Origin of the sequence: Pedobacter hiemivivus (assembly GCF_005144565.1) — a bacterium.
In the GTDB taxonomy this organism is placed as follows: domain Bacteria; phylum Bacteroidota; class Bacteroidia; order Sphingobacteriales; family Sphingobacteriaceae; genus Pedobacter; species Pedobacter hiemivivus.
This window is the reverse complement of the sequence record NZ_SWDX01000005.1, coordinates 498,768-522,283: the sequence shown is the minus strand read 5'-3', so window position 1 is coordinate 522,283 and position 23,516 is coordinate 498,768. Positions and strand designations below refer to the sequence as shown.

The 23,516-nt window shown below is 39.9% G+C and carries 23 protein-coding genes; 17 read left to right on the top strand and 6 right to left on the bottom strand.

Annotated features, from left to right (window positions below):
- Positions 1 to 13: 13 nt before the first annotated feature.
- The gene (locus FBD94_RS15345) at positions 14 to 265 is read left to right on the top strand and encodes a hypothetical protein (RefSeq protein WP_136880816.1); all 252 of its coding nucleotides are present in this window, start codon (positions 14 to 16) and stop codon (positions 263 to 265) included.
- 25 nt (positions 266 to 290) lie between these two features.
- On the opposite strand, the gene FBD94_RS15340 is transcribed toward FBD94_RS15345, so the two are convergent.
- Together FBD94_RS15340 and FBD94_RS15335 are read right to left on the bottom strand one after the other, a co-directional pair.
- Positions 291 to 1,232 carry a YeiH family protein gene (locus FBD94_RS15340; protein WP_136880815.1) on the bottom strand — a complete coding sequence of 314 codons (942 nt, stop codon included), beginning with the start codon at positions 1,230 to 1,232 and terminating at the stop codon, positions 291 to 293.
- A 74-nt stretch (positions 1,233 to 1,306) separates the two neighbouring features.
- Positions 1,307 to 2,203 carry a LysR family transcriptional regulator gene (locus FBD94_RS15335; protein WP_136880814.1) on the bottom strand — a complete coding sequence of 299 codons (897 nt, stop codon included), beginning with the start codon at positions 2,201 to 2,203 and terminating at the stop codon, positions 1,307 to 1,309.
- 118 nt (positions 2,204 to 2,321) lie between these two features.
- On the opposite strand from FBD94_RS15335, the gene FBD94_RS15330 reads away from it, so the two are divergent.
- The 11 genes from FBD94_RS15330 to FBD94_RS15280 all read left to right on the top strand — a co-directional run bounded on the left by FBD94_RS15330 (position 2,322) and on the right by FBD94_RS15280 (position 14,186).
- Positions 2,322 to 2,825, top strand: coding sequence for an RNA polymerase sigma factor (locus FBD94_RS15330; RefSeq protein WP_205945887.1), 504 nt, complete (start codon positions 2,322 to 2,324; stop codon positions 2,823 to 2,825).
- Positions 2,812 to 3,438 (top strand): hypothetical protein, encoded by a 627-nt coding sequence (locus tag FBD94_RS15325; RefSeq protein WP_136880813.1) that lies wholly within the window; start codon positions 2,812 to 2,814, stop codon positions 3,436 to 3,438. Before FBD94_RS15330 ends, FBD94_RS15325 begins: the two co-directional genes overlap by 14 nt.
- Positions 3,439 to 3,557: 119 nt before the next feature.
- A complete protein-coding gene (locus tag FBD94_RS15320; protein WP_136880812.1) occupies positions 3,558 to 3,857 on the top strand; it encodes a hypothetical protein in 300 nt (99 codons plus the stop codon).
- 156 nt (positions 3,858 to 4,013) lie between these two features.
- Positions 4,014 to 7,322, top strand: coding sequence for a preprotein translocase subunit SecA (gene secA, locus FBD94_RS15315; RefSeq protein ID WP_136880811.1), 3,309 nt, complete (start codon positions 4,014 to 4,016; stop codon positions 7,320 to 7,322).
- A gap of 66 nt (positions 7,323 to 7,388) precedes the next feature.
- Entirely contained in the window at positions 7,389 to 7,847 is a 459-nt protein-coding gene (locus FBD94_RS15310) for an SPOR domain-containing protein (protein WP_165503551.1), read from the top strand.
- Positions 7,837 to 9,024: a M20 metallopeptidase family protein gene (locus tag FBD94_RS15305; RefSeq protein ID WP_131608085.1), complete on the top strand. Its 1,188-nt coding sequence runs from the start codon at positions 7,837 to 7,839 to the stop codon at positions 9,022 to 9,024. Before FBD94_RS15310 ends, FBD94_RS15305 begins: the two co-directional genes overlap by 11 nt.
- Positions 9,024 to 9,962, top strand: coding sequence for a hypothetical protein (locus FBD94_RS15300; protein WP_131608086.1), 939 nt, complete (start codon positions 9,024 to 9,026; stop codon positions 9,960 to 9,962). Before FBD94_RS15305 ends, FBD94_RS15300 begins: the two co-directional genes overlap by 1 nt.
- A gap of 53 nt (positions 9,963 to 10,015) precedes the next feature.
- Positions 10,016 to 10,684: an SGNH/GDSL hydrolase family protein gene (locus tag FBD94_RS15295; protein WP_165503552.1), complete on the top strand. Its 669-nt coding sequence runs from the start codon at positions 10,016 to 10,018 to the stop codon at positions 10,682 to 10,684.
- A gap of 76 nt (positions 10,685 to 10,760) precedes the next feature.
- Positions 10,761 to 12,749 (top strand): DNA primase, encoded by a 1,989-nt coding sequence (dnaG, locus tag FBD94_RS15290; RefSeq protein ID WP_136880810.1) that lies wholly within the window; start codon positions 10,761 to 10,763, stop codon positions 12,747 to 12,749.
- A 2-nt stretch (positions 12,750 to 12,751) separates the two neighbouring features.
- Positions 12,752 to 13,114: a YraN family protein gene (locus tag FBD94_RS15285; protein ID WP_131608088.1), complete on the top strand. Its 363-nt coding sequence runs from the start codon at positions 12,752 to 12,754 to the stop codon at positions 13,112 to 13,114.
- Positions 13,095 to 14,186, top strand: a complete 1,092-nt coding sequence (locus FBD94_RS15280; RefSeq protein ID WP_136880809.1) for a glutaminyl-peptide cyclotransferase — start codon at positions 13,095 to 13,097, stop codon at positions 14,184 to 14,186. Before FBD94_RS15285 ends, FBD94_RS15280 begins: the two co-directional genes overlap by 20 nt.
- 71 nt (positions 14,187 to 14,257) lie before the next feature.
- On the opposite strand, the gene FBD94_RS15275 is transcribed toward FBD94_RS15280, so the two are convergent.
- Both FBD94_RS15275 and pgi read right to left on the bottom strand, forming a co-directional pair.
- A complete protein-coding gene (locus FBD94_RS15275; RefSeq protein ID WP_131608090.1) occupies positions 14,258 to 14,788 on the bottom strand; it encodes a DUF4251 domain-containing protein in 531 nt (176 codons plus the stop codon).
- A gap of 171 nt (positions 14,789 to 14,959) precedes the next feature.
- Positions 14,960 to 16,606: a glucose-6-phosphate isomerase gene (gene pgi / locus FBD94_RS15270; protein WP_131608091.1), complete on the bottom strand. Its 1,647-nt coding sequence runs from the start codon at positions 16,604 to 16,606 to the stop codon at positions 14,960 to 14,962.
- A gap of 162 nt (positions 16,607 to 16,768) precedes the next feature.
- On the opposite strand from pgi, the gene FBD94_RS15265 reads away from it, so the two are divergent.
- The 3 genes from FBD94_RS15265 (at position 16,769) to FBD94_RS15255 (ending at position 19,340) form a co-directional block, all read left to right on the top strand.
- The gene (locus tag FBD94_RS15265) at positions 16,769 to 17,263 is read left to right on the top strand and encodes a DUF937 domain-containing protein (protein WP_131608092.1); all 495 of its coding nucleotides are present in this window, start codon (positions 16,769 to 16,771) and stop codon (positions 17,261 to 17,263) included.
- Positions 17,264 to 17,351: 88 nt separating this feature from the next.
- Positions 17,352 to 18,426 (top strand): peptide chain release factor 2 gene (gene prfB / locus FBD94_RS15260; protein ID WP_131608093.1). Its coding sequence is split into 2 segments (ribosomal slippage): positions 17,352 to 17,411 and positions 17,413 to 18,426, totalling 1,074 coding nucleotides; the frame shifts between segments, so codons are not numbered across the junction.
- 2 nt (positions 18,427 to 18,428) lie between these two features.
- Positions 18,429 to 19,340: an alpha/beta hydrolase gene (locus tag FBD94_RS15255; RefSeq protein ID WP_131608094.1), complete on the top strand. Its 912-nt coding sequence runs from the start codon at positions 18,429 to 18,431 to the stop codon at positions 19,338 to 19,340.
- On the opposite strand, the gene FBD94_RS15250 is transcribed toward FBD94_RS15255, so the two are convergent.
- The gene (locus tag FBD94_RS15250) at positions 19,335 to 20,204 is read right to left on the bottom strand and encodes a transglutaminase-like domain-containing protein (RefSeq protein WP_131608095.1); all 870 of its coding nucleotides are present in this window, start codon (positions 20,202 to 20,204) and stop codon (positions 19,335 to 19,337) included. The genes FBD94_RS15255 and FBD94_RS15250 overlap by 6 nt on opposite strands.
- Positions 20,205 to 20,222: 18 nt before the next feature.
- On the opposite strand from FBD94_RS15250, the gene FBD94_RS15245 reads away from it, so the two are divergent.
- The gene (locus FBD94_RS15245) at positions 20,223 to 21,023 is read left to right on the top strand and encodes an O-methyltransferase (RefSeq protein ID WP_235884497.1); all 801 of its coding nucleotides are present in this window, start codon (positions 20,223 to 20,225) and stop codon (positions 21,021 to 21,023) included.
- A gap of 12 nt (positions 21,024 to 21,035) precedes the next feature.
- Here the strand turns inward: FBD94_RS15245 and FBD94_RS15240 are convergent, their stop codons facing one another.
- A complete protein-coding gene (locus FBD94_RS15240) occupies positions 21,036 to 22,166 on the bottom strand; it encodes a BamA/TamA family outer membrane protein (protein ID WP_131608096.1) in 1,131 nt (376 codons plus the stop codon).
- A 116-nt stretch (positions 22,167 to 22,282) separates the two neighbouring features.
- Between FBD94_RS15240 and FBD94_RS15235 the strand changes: the two genes are divergently transcribed.
- The gene (locus FBD94_RS15235) at positions 22,283 to 23,263 is read left to right on the top strand and encodes a deoxyhypusine synthase family protein (RefSeq protein WP_131608097.1); all 981 of its coding nucleotides are present in this window, start codon (positions 22,283 to 22,285) and stop codon (positions 23,261 to 23,263) included.
- Positions 23,264 to 23,516: the final 253 nt, after the last annotated feature.

The window sequence follows — 23,516 nt, the reverse complement described above, 5'->3', positions numbered from 1 at the left end:
AAAAAATATAATTATGGAGCAAAAAACAAGTTTTAAAATTTTCAATAACTCAAATTCTGATTTAGAATTAATACACGAGCCGGAATCTTTTATTTTTAATCTTCCCATCAACGAAGAAGTTATAGTTGAGATGGATTCTTGTAGGGAAAGTATTCAATTGAAAATGTCCGTGGATAATGGTAAAGCCGTAATTGCGATTTTGGATGAAAATAGCTTATATCGTATTTCTCATAACGGGGAAGATATCTTTGAAAAATATTTATAGTTAAGCACTTCGAGTTGCTGCCAAGTTAATTTGCCAACACCATAATCGCACAAAGACTAGCAATTGATATCAATATCCATAAAGTGGTGCCCTGAACAAGGGGACTAATGCCAACACTTTTAAAAGTTTTAAATGATAAGCCAGAGCCGATGAGAAATAGGGTTAAGCTTAACCCAGATTTGGCAAAGGCAACTAGATACGGTCCCGTTTTGGTGACAAAGGGTAGGTAGGTGTTTGCGATGATGGCAAGGATGAATAATCCGATAAAATAGGGGATTTGCATTTTAGTCCTATCAGTTTTAAAGAAATAGGTAGTGGCAAGAGATACTGGGATAATCCATAGTGCTCTTGCTAGTTTTACTGTAGTCGCTATTTGTAGTGCTTGCTCACCATATTTACTCGCAGCACCTACAACAGAGCTGGTATCGTGAATAGCAATGGCACACCATAGGCCAAATTGGGTTTGTGAAAGGTGCAGCAAATGACCTATCATTGGAAACATAAACAAAGCAATCGAGTTGAGGATAAATACCGTTCCTAGTGCGACAGAAATCTGTTTTGGATTGGCTTTCATGACTGGTGAAAGAGCTGCGATGGCACTTCCCCCGCATATAGCCGTCCCGGCAGAGATCAAAGAAGAAGTTTTAAAGTCTATTTTTAGCCATCTTCCAATGAGGTAACCAATGGTTAATACACCGAAGATGGAGGCGACGGTAAATAATATGCCTTCTTTGCCTGCTTCGATAGTGCTAAAGATGTTCATTCCGAATCCCAAACCTATAACCGAAATCTTTAATAAAATATGTGTCGTTTTTTGACTTGCAGCAGCGTAAGGATGCTCGATTACTTGTGCCAGGATCAGCCCCATTAATAGAGCAATAGCAGGGGAGATAAGTGGGAGCAAAGAAAGTAATGCAGCAGTTATAAAGATGATTTTTTGACTCAGATGTTTTATAGGGTATTCCATTCGTATTGCAGATTTGATACTGCAAAAATACCCCGGTATGTTTGGGTATTGTTATTCCGAATGTTTATCCGGCATTACTTCAAGTTATAATGCAGCTTTGCAAACCGCATCATTTTCTCCGCAATAGGGTCTGATTTGCCTTTAAGATGAATGAAATAGAAGTTTCGGGTTATACTGATGTCTTTAATTTCTATCATACGTAATTCTCCGCTTAATAGCTCCCTGCTGATCGCGTGTATAGACAAAAAGGCTACTGCGGTAGAATGTAATAGGTATGCTTTGATGCTTTCTGTATTGCCTAGCTGGATCTCGACAGGTAGATCGGACAAGTTTAGTCCCTGAGTTTTTAACGCATGATCAATCACCTGACGTGTTCCAGATCCTTGTTCACGCACAATAAAGTTGTAAGATGGAAGTGCTGAAGCCTCAATCTCGGTAGTTTTTGCAAGGGGGTGGTCTTTATGACAAACCAATACGATCTCATCTTTGATGAAGTCGGAATAGCTGATCTCCTGATTTTTAGACTGCCCCTCTACAATCCCAAGTTCAATCTCTTTGTCGATTAATGCTTTTTCTATTTGCTCCGTATTGCCGGTAATCAGCTTTAACTCAATCTCGGCAAATTTCTTTTTAAAACCAGCCAGAATTGGGGCAATGATATATTGGGATATGGTTGTACTTGCGCCAAGGTGCAACAAGCCCTTATCTTTCTGTTGTAGCGCATTCATGTCGAAATCTATAGCCCTATAAATGGCAAATACGGTTTCGGCATGTTTTAACAGTAGATTTCCTGCTGGGGTAAGTTTGATGGTATTTCCATTGCGGTCAAATAATTTGCTGTCATATTCCTGTTCCAGCTCATGAATATGCTTCGTAACGGCAGGCTGACTAATGAATAATTCTTCAGCAGCTTTGGTGAAGCTAAGTCTTTTGGCAACAGTATGAAAAACAGCTAAACGGAAATCGGACATGTGGTTTTTCTAACAAATATGCGAAATAACTAAATCACCACAATTTAAACCCTTGAGAAATTTTTAGGGAATGTGTAATTTCCTCTGCTGTTCTGCGACTTATTGTGCAAATTGAAAAATGATGGAAAAGGTATTCGTCGAAATGATAAACACACATCGCGGAATCATATTCAAGGTATGTAACCTCTATGGAGCAAGTCAGGAAGATAAGAATGACCTGTTCCAAGAGATTGTGTTACAGCTTTGGAAAGCATTTCCATCCTTCAGATCGGAGTCGAAGCAAAGTACCTGGATGTACCGGGTTGCTTTGAATACTGCAATCACCATTTTTAGAAAAGAAAGCAAAAGGCCTGAGCGGATGTCATTGTCGGGCGAAGAGTTTCAAATTCCGGATATGAGCACCTTTTCTGATAGTGATGAGCAGATATCAATGTTAAATCGGGCTATTTTAGGTCTTACGGAGATAGAAAGGGCAATCATTCTGTTGTACCTGGAAGAAAAGAATTACGAAGAAATTAGTGAGATCATTGGGATCAGCAAGAGTAATGTTGGGGTGCGGATCAACAGGATTAAAATAAAACTAGAAAAAATAATTAAATCAGATCGCTATGAACTTAGATGAGTTGAAAACAGCATGGCTGGAATATGATAGCAGATTACAGGCTACGGAAGAAATTAACCAAAAAGTGATTGCAAGTATGATCAGGGAAAGATCCGTTTCGAGAATAGCCAGGATTAGAAGGCGTTATACGGAAATGATATGCCTTTTTTTGTTTTACATAATATGTCTTGCATTTTGTTTTTTCGGGAATCCTTTTGATTATACCTCAAGGGTACAATATCTGCCACTTGCAGCTTTAGTCTTAAGCTGTATAGTAATGGTGATCTTTTTGTTCAGGGCGCGCTTGGCGCTTAAAGAAATAAGTGTGGACAGGCAAAACCTACAGGAAGCGCTGTTGAATATCATTTCTGTTTATGTAAAATACAGAAGGTTTCTGAGATATACAGTCATATTTATGTTCTGTTCTTCTATGCTGCTCTCTTTTGGGCGGATTATAATCCACATACCGAAATCAGGAATATCGGGAGCAATTATTTCCATACTCTGTTTGGCTGCGGTGATGGTTTTTTCCTATTATTACGCCGGAAAGAAACCGGAATGGCCTAATTTGGGAGAAGAAGAAAAAGGCTTCAGAGCAGATCTTGAGGAATTGAAAGAGCTAAATCCTCAATAAATGATGGAATTTATAGGGCTGGTAATGTAATTTGTGAGTCCTGAATTTCATTATTTAAAAGATTAAAATTAGATTTGAGGGCTGGAGCATTGCATATTAACTAATTTTTTGCCGCCAACATGAAACATATTGTTACTCTTTCGTTAGTCTTTTTTAGTCTGACCAACCTCGCAAAGGCTGATCGGATTGAAGGATTGCGCCTCGTAACAAAATTTTGTAACAGTCAGCAGGTAGATAAAGATGCAGCATCTGTCAGGTTGAATTTACCTGATGACCAGAGACATCCTTTCTTTTTGTCTGCCAGTGAATTGACCTCAATAGGTTTGTTGCCTGAGAAAAAGATTGAAAAACAAAGGATCAATAATTATGTTATAGTCGATCTGACCATAAAAGAGCAGACTAAAAATAACAGTCCCTAATCCCCTCCCTCTTAAATAAAATACGGGCTAACCGCCCCAAGTATAGTGTATGCTGTACTTTTCGTACCCTGCAACTGACATTGTGGCTCATTTGGCTACATGGCTTGGTTGTTGTAATTTGATCATTTTAAAAGAAATATAAACACAAAACATAATATGTTAGGATTTTTAACCAAGATTTTTGGAAGCAAATCAGAAAGAGATATAAAGGCATTACAGCCGATTGTCGTAAAAATAAACGAAGAATATGCAAAGCTGTCGTCATTAAGTAATGATGAGCTGCGTAATAAAACAGTATACTTTAAAGATGTTATTGCTAAAACATTAGCGGGAATTGATGGTAAAATTGCGGGTTTAAAAGCCGATGGCGAAAGTCAGACATTGTCATTAGCTGAAAAAACAGCTTTGTACGATCAGATTGATGCTTTGATTAAAGACCGTGATAAAGAACTAGAGGTGGTTTTGCAGGAAATCTTGCCAGAAGCCTTTGCTGTAGTTAAAGAAACTTCGAGACGTCTGTCTGAAAATGAAACATTAGAGGTTACTGCTACACAGTTTGACCGTGATTATGCTGCGCGTAAGAAAAATGTAGTAATTCAAGGTGATAAAGCACTTTGGTCAAACCGTTGGGAAGCTGCCGGTGTAGAGGTGATTTGGAACATGGTACATTATGATGTACAGTTGATCGGTGGTATGGTGTTGCATAGCGGTAAAATTGCCGAGATGGCTACTGGTGAGGGTAAAACCTTAGTAAGTACATTGCCTGCATACCTGAACGCATTAGCTGGACAAGGTGTACACATCGTAACGGTGAATGATTACCTTGCTCGTCGTGACTCGGAGTGGAACGGTCCTTTATTTGAGTTCCACGGTATCTCGGTAGATTGTATTGATAAGCATGAGCCGAACTCACAAGAGCGTAGAAATGCTTACCTGGCTGATATTACTTATGGTACAAACAACGAATTTGGTTTTGATTACCTCCGTGACAACATGTCGCAGACTCCGGACCAACTGGTACAACGTAAATTGCATTTTGCCATGGTGGATGAGGTCGATTCAGTATTGATTGATGATGCCCGTACGCCTTTGATCATTTCTGGACCAGTTCCTTTTGGTGATCAGCATGAGTTTCATGAGTTAAAACCGAGGATTGAACGCCTGGTAAATGCTCAGAAAGAATATGTAACCAGAGCTTTAAATGAAGCTAAGAAATTAATTAATGATGGTAAAGCCGGAACCGAAGAAGGTGAAGGTGGTTTAGCGCTTTTGCGTGCGCACCGTGGTTTGCCTAAAAATAAAGCCTTGATTAAGTTTTTGAGTGAGGGTAGTGTAAAACAAACCTTATTGAAAACTGAGAATCATTACATGGCTGATCAGTCTAAGAATATGCCTAAGGTAGATTCGGAGCTGTTCTTCTATATTGATGAGAAAAATAATCAGGTTGAATTGACTGAAAAAGGTATTGAGCTGATCACCAAATCTGGTGAGGATGCACATTTCTTTGTATTGCCTGATGTAGGTACTGAGATTGCTGAGATCGAGAAATCATCATTAAGCAGCGAAGAGAAAATTGCAAAGAAAGATGCTTTGATGCGCGATTATTCAATCAAGGCGGAGCGTATTCACTCTGTAAACCAGTTGTTGAAAGCTTATACTTTGTTTGAGATTGATGTAGAATACATCATTGACGAAGGAAAGATCAAGATTGTTGATGAGCAGACTGGCCGTATTATGGATGGTCGTCGTTATTCTGATGGTTTACATCAGGCAATTGAGGCTAAAGAGAATGTGAAAGTAGAAGATGCTTCACAAACTTATGCTACGGTTACTTTACAGAACTTCTTTAGAATGTACCACAAGCTTTGCGGTATGACGGGTACTGCAACTACGGAAGCAGGTGAGTTCTGGTCCATCTATAAATTAGATGTAGTAGAGATTCCTACTAACAGAGTAATTTCAAGAAAAGACCATCAAGATTACGTGTACCGTACAGTACGCGAAAAATACAATGCAGTGGCAGAAGAAATTGTAAAACTAACGCAAGCAGGCCGTCCGGTATTGGTGGGTACGACTTCGGTAGAGATTTCGGAATTACTAAGTAGAATGTTAAAACTTCGTGGAATTAAGCACAATGTGTTGAACGCGAAAATGCACCAGAAAGAGGCTGATATTGTTGCTGAAGCTGGTCAGGCAGGTCAGGTTACGATTGCAACCAATATGGCTGGTCGTGGTACGGATATTAAATTAGGCCCAGGCGTTAAAGATGCTGGTGGTTTAGCGATTGTAGGTACTGAGCGTCATGAGTCTCGTCGTGTAGACAGACAGTTGCGTGGTCGTGCTGGTCGTCAGGGTGATCCAGGTTCATCTCAATTCTTCGTATCTCTTGAAGATAACTTAATGCGATTATTCGGATCTGAAAGGATCTCTAGCATCATGGTGAAGATGGGTATTGAGGACGGTGAAGTGATTCAGCATTCGATGATTACCAAATCTATTGAACGTGCACAGAAGAAAGTTGAAGAGAACAACTTTGGTATTCGTAAGCGTTTGTTAGAGTATGATGATGTAATGAACTCACAACGTACGGTGATCTATTCAAAACGTAGAAATGCCTTGTTTGGCGATCGTTTGGACGTAGATATGAGCAATATGACATTTGATGTTGCTGAAGATATCGTTACTGAATATAAAGAAGAAGGCAATTACGAAGGGTTTAAACTGGAAGTAATTAAAAACTTCTCTGCTGATACAGCTATTGATGAAGGAGAATTCACCTCTAAAGGTATTCATCATTTAACGGATAGATTGTTTGAAGAGGTTACGGCTTTCTATGCAAGGAAATCAGATGCAATTATCAGTCAGGCGATGCCGGTATTGAACCAGGTATTTGCTGAACGTGGTGAGCAGATTGAACAAATCGTTGTTCCATTTACAGATGGACTACGTAGCATCCAAGTGCCTGTTAGCCTTAAAAAGGCGATAGACAATGGTGGTCGTGAGATTACCAAGTCGTTTGAAAAAACGATTGTGTTGGCCTTGATCGACGAATCATGGAAAGAGCATTTACGTGAGATGGATGAGTTGAAGCAGTCGGTACAAAATGCAGTTTACGAGCAGAAAGATCCATTGATCATTTATAAAATGGAAGCCTTTAACTTGTTCAAAAACATGCTGAATGCGGTGAACAAAGAGGTAGTAAGCTTCTTATACAAAGGCGGAATTCCTGTACAGGCAGACCCTAATGATATCAGAGAAGCACAGGCGCCAAGACCTGCACCAAGCAAATTGAAAATGTCTAAGCCTGAGTTTGGACAGTCAAGTAGCACTGCTGATGTCATGGATGATACCCGTGAACTAGCCCCTCAACAACCAATACGTAAAGAAGTTACTGTAGGTAGAAACGACCTTTGCCCTTGTGGTAGCGGTAAGAAATACAAAAACTGCCACGGTGCAGGATTGTAATTTGTATTAAACATATAGAATGCCGAGTTTTGTAAAGAATTCGGCATTCTTTTTTTATATCCTTTCATGAAGAAATTGTTAACTGGTTTATTGTGTTGTTTTTCTACTATGGCATTTGCCCAAACAAGGGGGGTGGTTTCGGTAGTAAAGGACCCTATGATAGACAGTTTAATTGCCAAACGCATAGAGTTGAGCCTAAAGTCTACAGCTACTAGCCCTTCGGGCGCGGTGGGTGCTAAGCCGGGAACAACAATTGTTTCGCAAATGGGATACCGGGTTCAGATCTTTTATGGATCTGACAGGCGTGAGGTTTTTAACGAGCAGAGTAAGTTCAATGCAAGCTACCCTGAGTTAAATACCTACATTACTTATAAGCAACCAAATTATTATTTACGGGTTGGCGATTTCAGGACGCGGCTGGAAGCACAGCGTTTATTGAATGAACTTAGACCGATGTTCCCTACCTTATTTATTTTTAGGGAAAAGATTAATGCACCTAATTTAAATTACAGCAATGATAATTAAAGATAAGATTCAGGCACTTTCCGGTGATATTTTTGAGCAGATAGTTGGTTACCGTCAGCATTTGCATGCTAATCCGGAGCTTTCTTTCAAGGAATTTCAGACTTCGGCATTTATTAAAGGTATTTTGACAGACTGGGGTATTCCTTTTACTGAAATGGCCAATACTGGTGTTGTAGGATTGATTACGGGTGAGCTCCCTTCGGATAAGGTCATCGCCTTGCGTGCAGATATGGACGCATTGCCGATATTGGAGGCTAATGATAAGCCTTATACTTCTAAAAACCCAGGTGTTATGCACGCCTGTGGGCATGATGTGCATAGCTCTTCTTTGCTGGGTACGGCTTATATTTTGAATAGCCTGAAAGCAGAGTTTGGAGGGGTAGTAAAACTAATATTTCAACCTGCAGAAGAGATGTTGCCTGGTGGGGCAAGCATTATGATTAAAGAAGGCGTATTGGAGAATCCTAAGCCTCAGCATATCATAGGGCAGCATGTGATGCCTTTGATTGAGTCTGGTAAGGTTGGTTTCCGCTCAGGTATTTATATGGCTTCTACAGATGAATTGTATGTGACGGTTCGCGGTAAAGGCGGACATGGTGCACAACCACACCAAAATATAGATCCTGTATTGATTACTTCGCATATTATTGTGGCTTTACAACAGATCGTGAGCAGAAATGCGGATCCACGTTTGCCATCTGTACTTTCTTTTGGTAAAGTCATTGCCAATGGTGCAACGAATATCATTCCTAATGAAGTAAAACTGGAAGGTACTTTCAGAACATTGAATGAAGAATGGCGTAAAGAGGCTAAACGCCTGATGAAGAAAATGGCAGAAGGTATTGCCGAAAGCATGGGCGGTAGTTGTGAGTTTACCATCATGGATGGCTATCCTTATTTGATCAATGAAGAGCAGGTAACGGCAAATGCCCGCGCTTGTGCTGAAGATTATTTAGGTAAGGAAAATGTACTTGATCTGGATATCTGGATGGCTGCGGAAGATTTTGCGTATTACTCGCAAATTACGGATGCTTGTTTCTATAGGTTGGGTACCGGTAATAAGGCCAAGGATACCTATTATTCTGTACATACACCTAATTTTGACATTGACGAGGATGCTTTGAAGTTGTCGACAGGCTTAATGGCTTATATGGCAGTGAAACAGCTGGGTAATTAATGAAGAAAATAGTTTTGTTTACGGCATTTGTGATGTTGTGTTTTAATGGTTTTGGGCAGGTTATTCCCCGCTTTAATCCGGATACAATTAAAACCATTCAGCTGGATTCTGCGGTAAACATTACTTCGGAGCGTTTAAGCGTGGAGACTTTTATTAGGGCTGTAACCACTGATACGAGCTTCTATCAGGCTTTTCGCAATATGAAGAAGTACTCCTTTGTAGCCGAAAATAGTATTTATACCTATGACAAAAAGAATAAGGTAACCGGACGTTTATACCGTAAGGTGAAACGGAACAATGCCGCTCCATGGTTGGAATACCTGGTAAAGCAAGACACCGGTAAGCTTTTTAAGAAAAACGGGAAATACAATCTTTATACGGTTGAGATGTTTGACTACATTTTTATGAATGCTTATCAGTCTTCCTATTCTTCAGAATCTGCTGTGGGAAAGTCTGACGGGGCCATTGCCGGATATAAGGATAAACTGAAAACGTTGATCTTTTCTCCCGGTCGACCGGTTAAGGGTTTGCCTTTTATAGGAAGCAAAACAGAGATCTTTACAGCCAATATGCGGCAGTATTATGATTATAGCTTTTTCAGCGGGACCTATCTGGATTCTATTCCTGTCTACCGTTTTAAGGTTACAGTAAAGCCTGATCTAAGCAATTGGACTAAGGATGGGCTGATGATTAAAGAGCTAACAACGATTTTTGATAAACGCAACTTTGAAATTTTAGGTCGTTATGTAGATATGAAATACAGCAATATGCTTTTTGATTTTAATGTACAAATGAATATTGAAATGGGTTATTTTGGGGAGGAGAAGTTGCCGGCTAAGGTGAGCTATCAAGGCAATTGGAATGTTCCAATGAAGAAGCCGGAAAAAGCAAGTGTGCTGGTATTGCAAAGAGATTACCGTCTTGGAAAAGGGAAGTAATTTTTTAACTTAGTCGTAGTTATTTAACCCCTAAACCATATATAATGAACCTAATGATGAAATCTTCTTTTAAATTATTGTTGTTGTTGCCTGCACTAATCTTGGCGGTGCTTTTCTCTGCGATGAAAAGTAAGTCTAAAAAAATTATTTTCTTTGGCGACTCCATTACCGCGGCTGGAATAAAGCCGGGCGGTTATGTTGATTTGATAAAAAAGGATTTAGATCCTGCTAAATATGAAATTATTGGTGCCGGTATTGGCGGTAATAAAGTATATGATCTATACCTGAGAATGGAGGATGATGTACTGAATAAAAAGCCAGACCTGGTGGTGATTTACATCGGAGTGAATGATGTTTGGCATAAGTTGACCTCTAAAACGGGTACTGACTATGATAAGTTTGTTAAATTTTATCAAGGTCTGATTAATAAAATACAGGCTGGCGGCGCTAAGGTTGTGCTTTGCACACCCGCTGTGATCGGCGAGAAAAAGAACGGCGCAAATGTAATGGATACGGAGTTGGATAAATACTCGGCCGCAGTAAGAGAGTTAGCGGCAAAGAATAATCTTCCAATTGCTGATTTGAGAAAGCTGTTTACGGATTACGATATGGCAAACAATCCAGAGGATTTGGCAAAAGGTATTTTAACTTCTGACGGGGTACATTTGAATGATAAAGGAAACCGGACTTTAGCAGACGCTTTACTGCCTTTAGTGAAATAAGTTATTGCAGCGGCTGTTGGGAAAGACAGCCGCTATAAAATGAAAAATGGTAAATAGAACAGAGATTTAAGCGAGAATGATTAACCAGGATACCATAAGCAAAATAATGGACACCGCCCGTATTGAAGAAGTGGTGGGTGACTTTGTTGCGCTAAAAAAGCGGGGTACCAGTTTAATTGGAAACTGCCCTTTTCATAATGAGAAAACACCCTCTTTTAACGTTTCGGTTACTAAAGGGATTTATAAGTGCTTTGGTTGCGGTAAAGGGGGAGACTCTGTCCATTTTATTATGGACCACGAGAAGTATTCTTACCCGGAAGCGCTAAAGTACCTTGCACAGAAATACAATATTGAAGTAGAGGAGACGGTACAGTCGCCCCAAAATATTGAAGCCCAAAACGCACGGGAAAGCCTTTACATTGTTTCGGAGTATGCTGCTAACTATTTCTCTAATGAGTTATGGACAGGTAGTGATGGCCGTGCAATAGGCTTAAGCTATTTCAAAGAGCGTGGTTTTAGGGAGGATATTCTTAAGAAGTTCCAGGTGGGCTATTCGCCTGATTCCTGGGATGCGCTGATTAACAGTGCTGTTGGTGCTGGGCATAGAGAAGAATACCTGGAGAAAACAGGACTGGCCATCAGAAATGATAAAGGCAAGTTGTACGACCGCTTTAGAGGTCGTGTATTGTTTCCGATCCATAACTTTACCGGTAGGGTAATCGGTTTTGGAGGTCGGACCTTAAAGACAGATAAGAATGTTCCAAAGTACGTAAACTCTCCGGAGAGCGATATTTACCATAAATCTAATGTGCTGTATGGTTTGTATCATGCGAAGAAGTCCATTAGGGAGTTTGACAATTGTTACTTGGTGGAAGGTTATGCGGATGTACTTGCTGTCCATCAGGCAGGAATAGAGAACGTAGTGGCCTCATCAGGAACGTCTTTAACTACCGAACAAATCCGACTGATTGGAAGGTTTACGCAAAATGTAACCATTCTTTACGATGGGGATGCTGCGGGGATCAAAGCTTCTTTGCGTGGATTGGATATGATCCTGGAAGAAGGCCTGAATGTTAAAGTGGTACTTTTCCCGGATGGTCATGATCCTGATTCTTACATGCACCATGTAGGGGCGGGAGAGTTTAAAAAGTACATAGAAACCACTCGTAGGGACTTTATTCTATATAAAGCCACCATCTTGATGAAGGAGGCTGGTACCGACCCGATAAAAAGGGCTGGGATCATCAGAGATATTATAGAAAGTATTGCCAAGATCCCTGATGAGATTAAGGCTGCGGTTTTTATAAGAGAATGTAGTAGCTTATTGCAGGTTGAGGAAAGGACCTTACTTTCTGAACTCAATAAGATGCGGGTTGCAAAGTTTAAGAAAGCTTCGGGGAATTCGCCAAGTCCACAGACGCAATCTTTTCAGCAACATCAAAGCAACGCTTATCAGCCTTATGAAGATGGGCCGCCAGATAACTTATTTGAAACCTCAGGGCCTTATGAAGCCCCTGCTCCAACCGTGGAGACAAGTATTGATGAGGTTCAGGAAAAGGAAATTGTACGGTTATTGTTGGCTTTTGGACACGAACTGGTTACCTGGGGCGGTATTGATAATATGTATATCGGATCGTTCATTATCCAGAATTTAACGGATGTAGTTTTTCAAGATAAGCTTTGTGGTCTTATCATTGAGACGTATAGAGCCGAAATTGAGAATGGACACTTGCCTGTTGCCAGTCAATTTATACAGAGTAAGGACCGTGATGTTGCTGACCTGGCGATTACACTTTCTACATCGCCTTATTCTTTAAGTGAGAATTGGGAGCACAAGCATGATATTTATGTTAAAGATGAAAGTGTAAATCTAAAATCGACTATTTTGGGTGGTTTATTTCACCTGAAAAAAGCAAAAATAGCTGGAATTCTTTCCGATATTGCCAACGAAATTAAAACGGAAGCAGATCCGGCGAACTTAGAAATCTTAATGCATAAGTTTATGGCAATGAAAGGTGTGGAAAAGGAAATCTCTAAGCATTTAGGAATTACGATCTTAAAATAGGAATGGCAACACACAATGATCTTGGCAAACGGGGCGAAGAAATCGCAATAGCTTATTTGGAAGACTCTGGGTACAAGATTTTAAATACGAACTGGAAATGTGCAAGGGCAGAGGTTGATGTGATTGCAGACCAACAGGGGACGCTAGTTTTTGTAGAAGTGAAAACAAGAAGTTCTGTGGATTATGGGCATCCGGAAGAGTTTGTGGATTATAAAAAAGAAAAGCAACTTGAGTTTGCCTCATCAGCCTATATAGAGATGAAGCAGCATGAGGGGGAGATTCGTTTTGACGTTATTGCAATTGTTTTTGAAAATAAAGACCTTTATAAAATTAATCATATTGAAGATGCATTCTGGCCAAGTTAAAAGTATATTTAGTAGAGCAATGTTGAGTTGCTTATCGTTTAGTTTATTGTTTACAGTTTCTTGTAAGGAGAGATCATCGACTCCGACTTTTTCATTTAAGCTGCCCGAGCAAGGTCAGTCTTTTGGACTTGGAGATCAGGTAAAGATTGAATTAGATGTTCCTGAAGGGACAAAACTTAGTTCTGCAACCTATTTATTAGATGGTAAAGAGGTAGGTGTAAAAAATAATGCAGAAGCGATTTCTGTAAGTACTACGGACCTTTCTTTAGGTTATAAACTGGTTACTGCGATTGTAGATGATGGGGCCGCAAAAGATACCTTAACGATTAACATAGAGCTTAAATCGGCGGTTAAACCCGCACTTTATGGCTATCAGATTGTGAATACGATGCCGCACGATACTTCGGCCTACATACAGGGGCTGGAATATCATAATGGAAGGTTTTTGGAAAGTACCGGACAGGAGAAACATTCGACATTGCGTTGGGTGGATGTGAAATCTGGAAAAGTATTGCAACAGATTAAATTGGATGACCAGTATTTTGGCGAAGGATCAAGTCTGGTCGGTGATAAAGTGATTATGTTGACTTGGGAAAGCCATTTGGGATTGGTATTTGATGCGAAGTCACTTAAGCAGCTGTCTACGTTTCCGTATCAGTCAAGTGCGGAGGGCTGGGGTCTTTGTTTTGACGGGACTCAATTGATCAAGTCAGATGGAACAAATAAGCTCTGGTTCCTGAACAAGGATACATATAGGGAAGAATCCGCTATTGAGGTGTATGATAACAACGGACCGATGGATTCGCTGAATGAGTTAGAGTACATTGATGGTAAGATTTACGCCAATGTGTATACCAAGAATATTATTGTCGTAATTGATCCTAAAACAGGTGTTATAGAGCAGCAGATTGATTTTTCGGGCTTGCTCCCAGTTGATTACTTTAAGACCGACAATGATCGCGCAAATAACGTATTGAACGGTATAGCTTGGGATAGTGCAGGGAAAAGGTTGTTTGTAACCGGAAAGAAATGGCCAAAGATGTTTGAAGTAAAGCTGGTAGCTAAAAAATAAGGGATACAAAAATGGCCTTGCAGATTTGCAAGGCCATTTTTGTATACTCCATCGTCATCCTTATATCGGTATTATTTCTTTTTCTCCTTAGGTTCGCTTATGAAGCCGTTAAAGGTTATTGACTGCCTATTATTGCTATTCACACTAAGTGTTGCATAGCCATTCTCAGACACATTTAAGATCATAGATTGGGTGTCTTTGGTGTCCTTAAAGTTCATGCTGATTAACCACGAACCTTTTTTCTTTTTTTCAGCTTTATAGGTGAATTTTTTAGACTTGAATTTAATACCAGCATCATCAGGGTTCATGGTTGCGGTATAAGCCCTTCCGTAATAGGGTAAGTAAGATTCTACGCTATCCTTAGTCACAATAAGCTGGTATTGCGATCCGCTAAGCTGGATCATTCCACCGCCTGCGCCCCCTGGCATTCTGCTAAGCACTCGATTAACATCATTATTAGCCATTGGCATTGCAGACGTAGCATTGAAAACGTAATGCTGGTTGTTAATTACCTTAATCGTAGTTTCTTTGTCTGTTTGTGCATTTGCCTGCACCGCAATCAGCAATGTGGCTGCTACTAAAATGTTTTTAATTGCTTTCATCTTATGTTTTTTAATGATTTTACAATATTATAAGTACAGATTAACTGTTTCCTTTTAATTAGGATGCCTGCACAAGCTATTTTCCATAAATCGTGCAGGCATTTATTCTTAATGTTGTATTAGGTAATATATTGTAATAGAACAAAAAATCATTAAAAAAGTTTAATGATTTTATCTCCAGCTTTTATACTGATTGATGAGACCATTGGTAGATCCATCATGAGAGGTAATAGCCGCATCGCTAGCTAGTTCTGGTAGGATGCTTTTGGCAAGTTGCTTGCCCAATTCCACACCCCATTGATCGAAACTGAATATATTCCAGATGATGCCCTGTACAAATATCTTATGTTCATATATGGCAATCAGGGTTCCAAGGCTGTAAGGGGTGACTTTTTTCAATAGGATAGAGTTGGTTGGTCTGTTTCCTTCAAATACCTTGAATGGAGCCAGTTTGTCTATTTCTGCATCAGATTTACCCTCTTTCTTTAGTTCGGCAACGACTTCTTCTTTAGTTTTACCATTCATTAATGCTTCCGTTTGTGCAAAGAAGTTTGAAAGTAGGATAGGGTGATGATTTCCTATGGGGTTTAAGCTTTGCGCTGGGGCAATAAAATCGCATGGAATAATGCGTGTACCCTGATGAATGAGCTGATAGAACGCGTGTTGTCCGTTTGTTCCAGGCTCGCCCCATATAATTGGGCCAGTTTCATAAGTCACATCATTTCCATTACGGTCTACATGTTTGCCATTGCTTTCCATATCTCCCTGTTGGAAATAAGCTGCAAAACGATGCATGTATTGATCGTAAGGTAAAATGGCCTGTGTTTCTGCATCAAAGAAGTTGACGTACCATACACCAATTAGTGCCAATATTACCGGTACATTGATCTCGAACTCGGCGCTTTCAAAATGTTGATCTGCAGCATGCGCGCCAGCAAGCAACTGTTTAAAGTTGTCGTAACCGATGCTTAAGGCAATGGGAAGGCCGATAGCGCTCCACAAAGAATATCTACCGCCTACCCAGTCCCAGAATTCGAACATGTTTTCGGTATCAATACCAAATGCCGATACATCTTTTGCATTGGTAGATAATGCAGCGAAATGTTTGGCTATATCTTCCTTTTTTGCACCATTTTCAAGGAACCAGTCGCGCGCAGTATTGGCGTTAGTCATGGTTTCCTGTGTAGTGAAAGTTTTAGAGGCGATTAGGAACAATGTTGTTTCAGGATCTACCTTTTTAAGTGTTTCTGCAATGTGCGTACCATCGATATTGGATACGAAATGCATATTGAGGTGATTCTTGTATGCTTTTAAGGCTTCGGTAACCATAACAGGACCTAAATCAGAACCTCCGATACCAATATTTACTACATCAGTAATGGCTTTTCCGGTATATCCTTTCCAGCTTCCGGAGATGATCTGCTGGCTGAACTTCTCCATTTTATCAAGAACCTTATATACTTCAGGTATTACGTTTTTACCTTCTACCAAAATTTCATCGTTACTTTGATCGCGTAAGGCGATGTGAAGTACCTGTCTGCCTTCTGTTTGGTTGATCTTTTCGCCGCTAAACATCGCTTTAATGGCTTCGTCTAGCTTGCATTCTCTAGCCAGTTGGATGAGCAATGCAATGGTGGTGTCGTCTATTCTATTTTTAGAATAATCTACCAGGATGTCTTCAAATAAAAGAGAGAATTTGTCAAATCGAGCTTCATCTTCTGTGAAAAGGTCTTTAATACTTTTCTTGTTGATGTCGATGAAATGATCGGCAAGGTATTTATACGCAGCGGTTTCTGTGAAGTTTACTGTAGGTAGCATAATGTTAATGTTTTTGTAAATGTAATAGTTTATTTTATTTCATAAAGTCCTATCTACTTATTTAGTCAATATTCTAAAACAGAATAGGCTGCTGTTACGTTTGCTATAAAGGACGGATTATTAATGGTATATTAGATTATAAAAACCTTTAAAAAAATATCTATGTTAGAGAATTTAAATCAATTGGTTAAGGAAAATGTTCAGGACGCTATTGTGAACAATAGTGATGTGCCTAACGAGCAAAATGAAGCTGCTATTTCTGCTGCTTCGGGGTCAATTGTTGATGCAATTAAGCAACATCTATCTTCTGGTAACCTAAGCAGCCTTGTTGATGCTTTTAAGGGCGGAAATGCAGAAGGCAGTTCGGTTGCGCAGGATGCTACAACTGGTTTTACCGAGAAGTTGGCCGGAATGGGGATCAATTTGGAGTCGGCTAAAAATATTGCAGCGTCAGTAATCCCTTCTATTGTTGGGAAGTTTGTAAATAAGACTAATGACCCGAATGATAGTTCATTTGATATTCAGGATGTGATTAGTAAAATATCAGGACCTGATGGTAAGTTCCAGTTGTCGGACATTACCGATCTTTTCAGTGGGGGTAAGGAAGGTGAAGCTGGAGGGGGTGTCGTTGATAAATTGAAGGGCCTTTTTAGCTAAGGTAACAACATAAAATTGCAAGAGGGTTGGATTGAAAGTACTTTTGATTCAACCCTTTTTGTATGATAAATATTATATATTTGTCTTTATGACAAAAGAACAAATTCAGGATTTAAGGGACAGGGTAACGTCGCTGAGGAGGTATCTTTGACGTTGATAATCGACTAGAAGACATTCGTATTGAACAGGAGCTTACCTTGCAGCCGAATTTTTGGGATGATCCTAAGAAAGCGGAAAGGCATATAGCAGAGATTAATGCTAAAAAGGTATGGACCGATGCCTGGCAAAAGGCAAACGCCTTGCTGGAAGATACACAGGTGCTTTTTGATTTCCTTCAAAGTGGAGACGCAACGGAGGAAGAGATGGATGAGCAATATCAGCTCTGTTTAAAAGCCATCGAGGATCTGGAACTCAAAAATATGTTAAAAAGTAAGGAGGATCAGTTGCCTGCCGTAATGCAAATTACTGCGGGAGCAGGTGGAACCGAAAGCTGCGACTGGGCCTATATGCTGATGCGTATGTATATGATGTGGGGTGAAAAGAACGGCTATAAAATTACGGAACAAGATTCTCAGGAGGGTGAGGTTGCAGGTATTAAATCTGTAACGTTACAGTTCTCTGGTGAGTTTGCTTATGGCTACCTAAAGGGGGAGAACGGTGTTCATCGTTTGGTAAGAATTTCTCCTTTTGATTCGAATGCCCGTAGGCATACTTCTTTTGCCTCTGTTTATGTCTATCCTTTGGTGGATGATACAATTGAGATTGAAGTAAAAGACTCAGAGATCGAGTTTGAAACATTCCGTTCTGGTGGAGCGGGTGGACAAAATGTAAATAAAGTGGAGACTGCCGTGCGCTTGCACCACAAACCTTCGGGCATTATTATTAAGAACCAGGAGTCGAGGTCTCAACTACAAAACAAAGAGAATGCAATTCGTTTATTGAAATCTCAGTTATATGAAGCTGAAATGCGTAAGCGCATGGAGGCAACGGCATTAATTGAGGGCAATAAAAAGAAAATAGAGTGGGGCTCGCAAATTAGAAGCTATGTGCTGGATGATAGACGGGTAAAAGATCACCGAACAAATTTCCAATCTTCAAACCCTCAAGCTGTGCTAGATGGGGAGTTGAATGACTTTTTGAAAGCATATTTAATGGAGTTTTAAAAATGAAGTATTTAAGCGGACTATTCATGACGTTAATGTTATCTGTAAATGGGCTGTTGGCCCAGGAGGTATTACCACTTTATTCTGGGAAAATTCCTGGAGCGAAGCCAACACCAGCGGATTATCAGGAGCTGACCGTGGATCGGGGGGAAAGAGGAGCTGGCATCACAAAGGTGTCAGTACCGACACTTACGGTATATCGGCCTGAAAAAGGGAAGGCGAATGGAACTGCTGTGATCGTTTGTCCCGGTGGTGGTTATTCAGGATTGGCTATGGGCCATGAGGGCTATCAGATTGGGGAAAAGTTCGCGTCAATAGGAGTAACCGCTTTTGTACTTAAATATCGTTTGCCTAGTGACGCAATTATGGAGAATAGATCTATAGGGCCGCTGCAGGATGTGGAACAGGCCATGTACCGGGTAAGAAAAGATGCAGGTAAATGGGGTGTCGATCCATCAAAAATAGGTATAATGGGTTTTTCGGCAGGTGGACATCTTGCCTCAAGTTTAACCGTACATTATAAAGATGTTAAAATTGAAGATAAGGAGGGTGTTAGTCTTCGTCCTGATTTTTCAATTTTAATGTATCCGGTCATTTCATTTACTGAATCTGCCCATGCTGGCTCTGCTAAGAATTTGGTTGGTAATGATGAAGCGCTGAAAGTATATTTTTCTAATGATAAGCATGTAAATGCAGAAACTCCGCCAACTTTTATGGTTCATGCGAATGATGACCGTACGGTTCCGGTACAAAATAGCATTCTATTTAACCAGGCTTTGGTAAACGCAAACGTTAAGGGTGAATTGCATATCTACCAGGCCGGTGGACATGGTTTTGGGCTGAAAAATAAAACCACTAAAGAAGAGTGGTTTAGCAGTCTGGAGAATTGGATGAAGGTCAATAAGTTTTTATAGGTTATCACTGTTCAGGATTTCTTGAAGCTGTTTCAACTCCTCAACTTTTTCTGTTGATCCCAGGTTTTCGTAGGCTGAAATAAGATTGCGAATGATCCTTCTAATGATCTCGACATTGCTGCATGGCGCATAAAATCCGGGCAGCGGGTCAAGATTTAGCTGGCGAAGGAACTGATCCACATCGTGTTTGCCAAAAATAGCACCTTTGTTAAAAGCATTGATGTAAAATAGCACGCCAAACTCTTGTTCATCACGTTTACTCTCATCGATATAACCTAGAATGAAATGCTGAGGTAGGTTTACCCCATATACCGGGATGTCCAGTTTCTGAGCAAGGGTGGAATAGATAATGGCCAGAGATATCTGGTTTCCTTTTTTACTTTCCAGCACCTGGCTGATATAGGAGTTTTGAGGATCGTTATGATTTTTGGTGTTTCCGCTAAAGCCGTACACGTTGTAAAATACATGGTTAATGAGCTTTATCTTCTCAATGGAGCTCATTTCGTATTGTAGTCCTAACCATATCTCTCTTTTTATGTCTTCTATCTGAATGATAAGCTTTTGTTCGTCGAGATCAGGATATTGATAACGGTTAATGGCAAGAGCGCCTTGCAAAAGATCGAATGCCCCGCTATGGTACCACAAATTAAGGTCTTCTTTTACACTGTTGAATTGTATCTTGTGTACTATATTTTCTATGCGTTCCTGAAGTGTCGTATCTAGAGAATGCTCCCATTGATTTTCTAAATAATCAACTACTTGAGTTCCATATTCGATCAGGCGTTTTTCAACATGCTCGAAAACCTCCTGATCGGGGTCGTCAAGCAGTTTTATTAATGCATTTATTTCTTTACTATTTTCCATTACAACATGCAACTTTGAATGCCTATTTTTGCGGCTATGGTTTTTAATTTTATCGGTGATTTTCTAAAGCATCGCTTGACTGCTAAAAGCAGACACGGTACGCATTCCCCATTTGTATATAAACTTACTGATGAGGTAATTTACGATTTTAACTCCAAAATAGACTACAAAAATATTGAAGCGCAGCGAAAAAAACTTTTCAATGACGATTCATTAATCACGGTTACAGACCTTGGGGCAGGGTCTCACTTAAATAAAGACCGAACTAAAAAGGTAAAACAGATCGCAAAAAATGCATTGAAAAGTCCGGCTTTGGCTCAGCTGATTTATCGTCTTGCAAAGGATTGTCGCCCTTCGAGTATTATAGAGTTGGGGACCTGTCTGGGTATTACCACCGCTTACTTGTCTAAGGCTTGTCCAGATGCTGATGTGGTGACCATTGAGGGCTGCCCTGAAACTGCAAAGGTCGCTTATCGTAATTTCCAGGAGTTAGGTTTGGAGAATGTTGAATTGCAAGTCGGTAATTTTGATGTATTGCTACCAGAAGTTATCGCAGGTCGGGAAAAACTGGACTTTGTTTATATTGATGGCAACCATAGAAAAGATGCTACGCTTAACTATTTTAAATGGTGTCTGCCTAAGGTGCATGAAGGATCCTTACTGATCTTTGATGACATTTACTGGAGCAAGGGCATGAAAGAGGCTTGGACGGAAATAAAGAACCACCCTGATGTAACGGTAACCATTGATTTATTCTGGATAGGATTGGTTTACTTTAGAAAAGGGCAGGTAAAAGAGCATTTTAAGATTAAGTTTTAAAATTGCAATGGCTTAAAATGCTTCTGCCAGACTGATGTAAAAACCGGTTTGACGTTTTTCATTTGGACGTTTCTCACCGATGCCATAATCTAAACGCATACTTAAACCCTTTTCGGGATCGAAGAAATACCTTCCGCCAGCACCATAGGAAGGTTTGAAACTTTTAATCGCCAATCCGCCATTATCAAAGACCTGTCCGGCGCCACCAAATATCACAACGCCAAGACGGTTGTTGTATCGGTATCTGAGCTCTGCTTGTGCAGCTAATAGATTTTTATCACGATAACGACCCGTATAATATCCTCTCATCATCTCGTCATTGCCCATTTGAGGTAATAAATAGAATGGGGTGTTTTTACCTTGTATGGTATGGAACAGTCCGTTTAAACCAAAGACCAACTTAGGGGATAGGGACCAGAAACTGCTCGCGTTTACTTTTATGAGACTTCCTGTGAAATTTTCTCCGCCCCAGAAGTCGGGCGCATATTGATAACTTACTTTTCCTACAAATCCTTTCGTAGGGTAGTTGTTGGAATTTCGGGTGTCGTAACTTTGAGAAAGGCCAGCATAAACAACGTTACCACCTGCTATACCAATTAAGTGTGGGTCGGTGTTGAAGATTCCTCCTACTTCTTTATCTTTAAAGCTGTAATGCTCAAATCCGAGTAAAAATCCTGTATACAGATTTGGAGCGAGCTTTTTGGCTGCTTCTAAAACCAGCTTTAGCTGGTCCTGAACCAAACGGTCTTCATCTGTATGCAAAGTTTCGTTACCAATGCCGTAAAAATTAAAGGGCATACGTCTGAGTTTAGCTTCAGCAATGTAATGGTATTTGTTTTTTTTTGTCCAGATGTCGCTTTTTAACGACACATTGTATTGCCCCTTAGTAGAGGCGGAGAGTATTCCCGTGAAGTTGGAGCTTCTGTTAGTAGGATCATTTTTATCCAGATAAACAGAATAAAGGGAACCTAATCCGAGTTCTAAACCTATTTCCTGACTGTACCTGAATACAGGAAGTGGCATAAAGCTCGCTTTGCGGGTGGTATCAGTTTTGTTAGATAAGTATTTTTCTATCAGTTTCTTTTGCCCTATCGCGTTTACAGTGATTAAAACGAATATGGTGCAAATGGAAAGTCTTTTCATCGGCCTAAAATAGTGGAAAGGATTTAAATATCGTTGTCTGCAGAGCAAGTTTAACGCCAAATAGTTTTAAGTAATAATATTTAGCTATTTTTGCCGCCATAACAAAATAGATTAAGATGAGTACAACGAGAGGACCGATATCTCAATTTATGGAGCGTAATTACCTCCATTTTAATGCAGCAGCTATGATGGATGCGGCTAAAGGATACGAAACACATTTAGATGAAGGTGGAAAAATGATGATTACCCTTGCAGGTGCAATGAGTACTGCGGAATTGGGTATTTCACTGGCAGAGATGATCCGTCAGGATAAAGTTTCCATCATTTCATGTACAGGTGCTAACCTGGAAGAGGATATCATGAACCTTGTTGCACATTCACATTATAAACGTGTACCTAACTATCGTGATTTAAGTCCACAGGATGAATGGGATCTATTAGAGAACCACTACAACCGTGTTACGGATACTTGTATTCCGGAAGAGGAGGCATTTAGAAGGTTGCAAAAACACATCAATAAAATCTGGAAAGATGCAGAAGAAGCTGGAGAGCGTTATTTCCCGCATGAGTTTATGTATAAGATGTTGTTAAGTGGTGATTTGGAGCAGTACTATGAGATTGATCCTAAAAACTCATGGATGCTTGCAGCAGCAGAAAAGAACTTGCCAATTGTAGTACCAGGATGGGAAGATTCGACAATGGGTAATATTTTTGCTTCTTATGTAATGAAAGGTGAAGTAAAAGCGACGACTGTAAAAGGTGGTATTGAGTATATGGGTTATTTAGCTGATTGGTATATTAAGAACAGTGAAGGTAAAGGAATTGGCTTCTTCCAGATTGGTGGTGGTATTGCTGGTGATTTCCCAATCTGTGTAGTACCGATGCTATATCAGGATATGGAAATGCCTAATATTCCGTTCTGGAGCTACTTCTGCCAGATTTCGGATTCGACTACTTCATATGGTTCTTATTCTGGTGCAGTGCCTAATGAAAAGATTACCTGGGGTAAGTTAGATATCGATACGCCTAAATTTATTGTGGAGTCTGATGCAACTATAGTGGCTCCACTGATATTTGCATGGATATTAAAAATGTAATTCAAAATAACAAATGAGGTAATATTCTGTTGCCTTTGGATGATCACCAATTTTTGCAAGAAATTGGTGATTTTCTTTGTTTAAAGCATTAAAAGGGCATTATTTAGATTGATTATAAATTGTATTTACTGTCATTTCTTTGTCATTGGTACGTTAATAAATTTTACTTTTGTGGACGTTTTGGTGAAGGCCTTGGGTTTAAACATCAATAACGGTTATAAAGTTTTTTAAAAAATAGCATAAAATACTCATT

Bases quoted from the DNA above. Each gene is read 5' to 3' on its own strand.
- FBD94_RS15345 (WP_136880816.1), top strand. From the start codon at position 14: ATGGAGCAAAAAACAAGTTTTAAAATTTTCAATAACTCAAATTCTGAT.
- FBD94_RS15340 (WP_136880815.1), bottom strand. From the start codon at position 1,232: ATGGAATACCCTATAAAACATCTGAGTCAAAAAATCATCTTTATAACT.
- FBD94_RS15335 (WP_136880814.1), bottom strand. From the start codon at position 2,203: ATGTCCGATTTCCGTTTAGCTGTTTTTCATACTGTTGCCAAAAGACTT.
- FBD94_RS15330 (WP_205945887.1), top strand. From the start codon at position 2,322: ATGATGGAAAAGGTATTCGTCGAAATGATAAACACACATCGCGGAATC.
- FBD94_RS15325 (WP_136880813.1), top strand. From the start codon at position 2,812: ATGAACTTAGATGAGTTGAAAACAGCATGGCTGGAATATGATAGCAGA.
- FBD94_RS15320 (WP_136880812.1), top strand. From the start codon at position 3,558: ATGAAACATATTGTTACTCTTTCGTTAGTCTTTTTTAGTCTGACCAAC.
- secA (WP_136880811.1), top strand. From the start codon at position 4,014: ATGTTAGGATTTTTAACCAAGATTTTTGGAAGCAAATCAGAAAGAGAT.
- FBD94_RS15310 (WP_165503551.1), top strand. From the start codon at position 7,389: ATGAAGAAATTGTTAACTGGTTTATTGTGTTGTTTTTCTACTATGGCA.
- FBD94_RS15305 (WP_131608085.1), top strand. From the start codon at position 7,837: ATGATAATTAAAGATAAGATTCAGGCACTTTCCGGTGATATTTTTGAG.
- FBD94_RS15300 (WP_131608086.1), top strand. From the start codon at position 9,024: ATGAAGAAAATAGTTTTGTTTACGGCATTTGTGATGTTGTGTTTTAAT.
- FBD94_RS15295 (WP_165503552.1), top strand. From the start codon at position 10,016: ATGATGAAATCTTCTTTTAAATTATTGTTGTTGTTGCCTGCACTAATC.
- dnaG (WP_136880810.1), top strand. From the start codon at position 10,761: ATGATTAACCAGGATACCATAAGCAAAATAATGGACACCGCCCGTATT.
- FBD94_RS15285 (WP_131608088.1), top strand. From the start codon at position 12,752: ATGGCAACACACAATGATCTTGGCAAACGGGGCGAAGAAATCGCAATA.
- FBD94_RS15280 (WP_136880809.1), top strand. From the start codon at position 13,095: ATGCATTCTGGCCAAGTTAAAAGTATATTTAGTAGAGCAATGTTGAGT.
- FBD94_RS15275 (WP_131608090.1), bottom strand. From the start codon at position 14,788: ATGAAAGCAATTAAAAACATTTTAGTAGCAGCCACATTGCTGATTGCG.
- pgi (WP_131608091.1), bottom strand. From the start codon at position 16,606: ATGCTACCTACAGTAAACTTCACAGAAACCGCTGCGTATAAATACCTT.
- FBD94_RS15265 (WP_131608092.1), top strand. From the start codon at position 16,769: ATGTTAGAGAATTTAAATCAATTGGTTAAGGAAAATGTTCAGGACGCT.
- FBD94_RS15255 (WP_131608094.1), top strand. From the start codon at position 18,429: ATGAAGTATTTAAGCGGACTATTCATGACGTTAATGTTATCTGTAAAT.
- FBD94_RS15250 (WP_131608095.1), bottom strand. From the start codon at position 20,204: ATGGAAAATAGTAAAGAAATAAATGCATTAATAAAACTGCTTGACGAC.
- FBD94_RS15245 (WP_235884497.1), top strand. From the start codon at position 20,223: ATGCCTATTTTTGCGGCTATGGTTTTTAATTTTATCGGTGATTTTCTA.
- FBD94_RS15240 (WP_131608096.1), bottom strand. From the start codon at position 22,166: ATGAAAAGACTTTCCATTTGCACCATATTCGTTTTAATCACTGTAAAC.
- FBD94_RS15235 (WP_131608097.1), top strand. From the start codon at position 22,283: ATGAGTACAACGAGAGGACCGATATCTCAATTTATGGAGCGTAATTAC.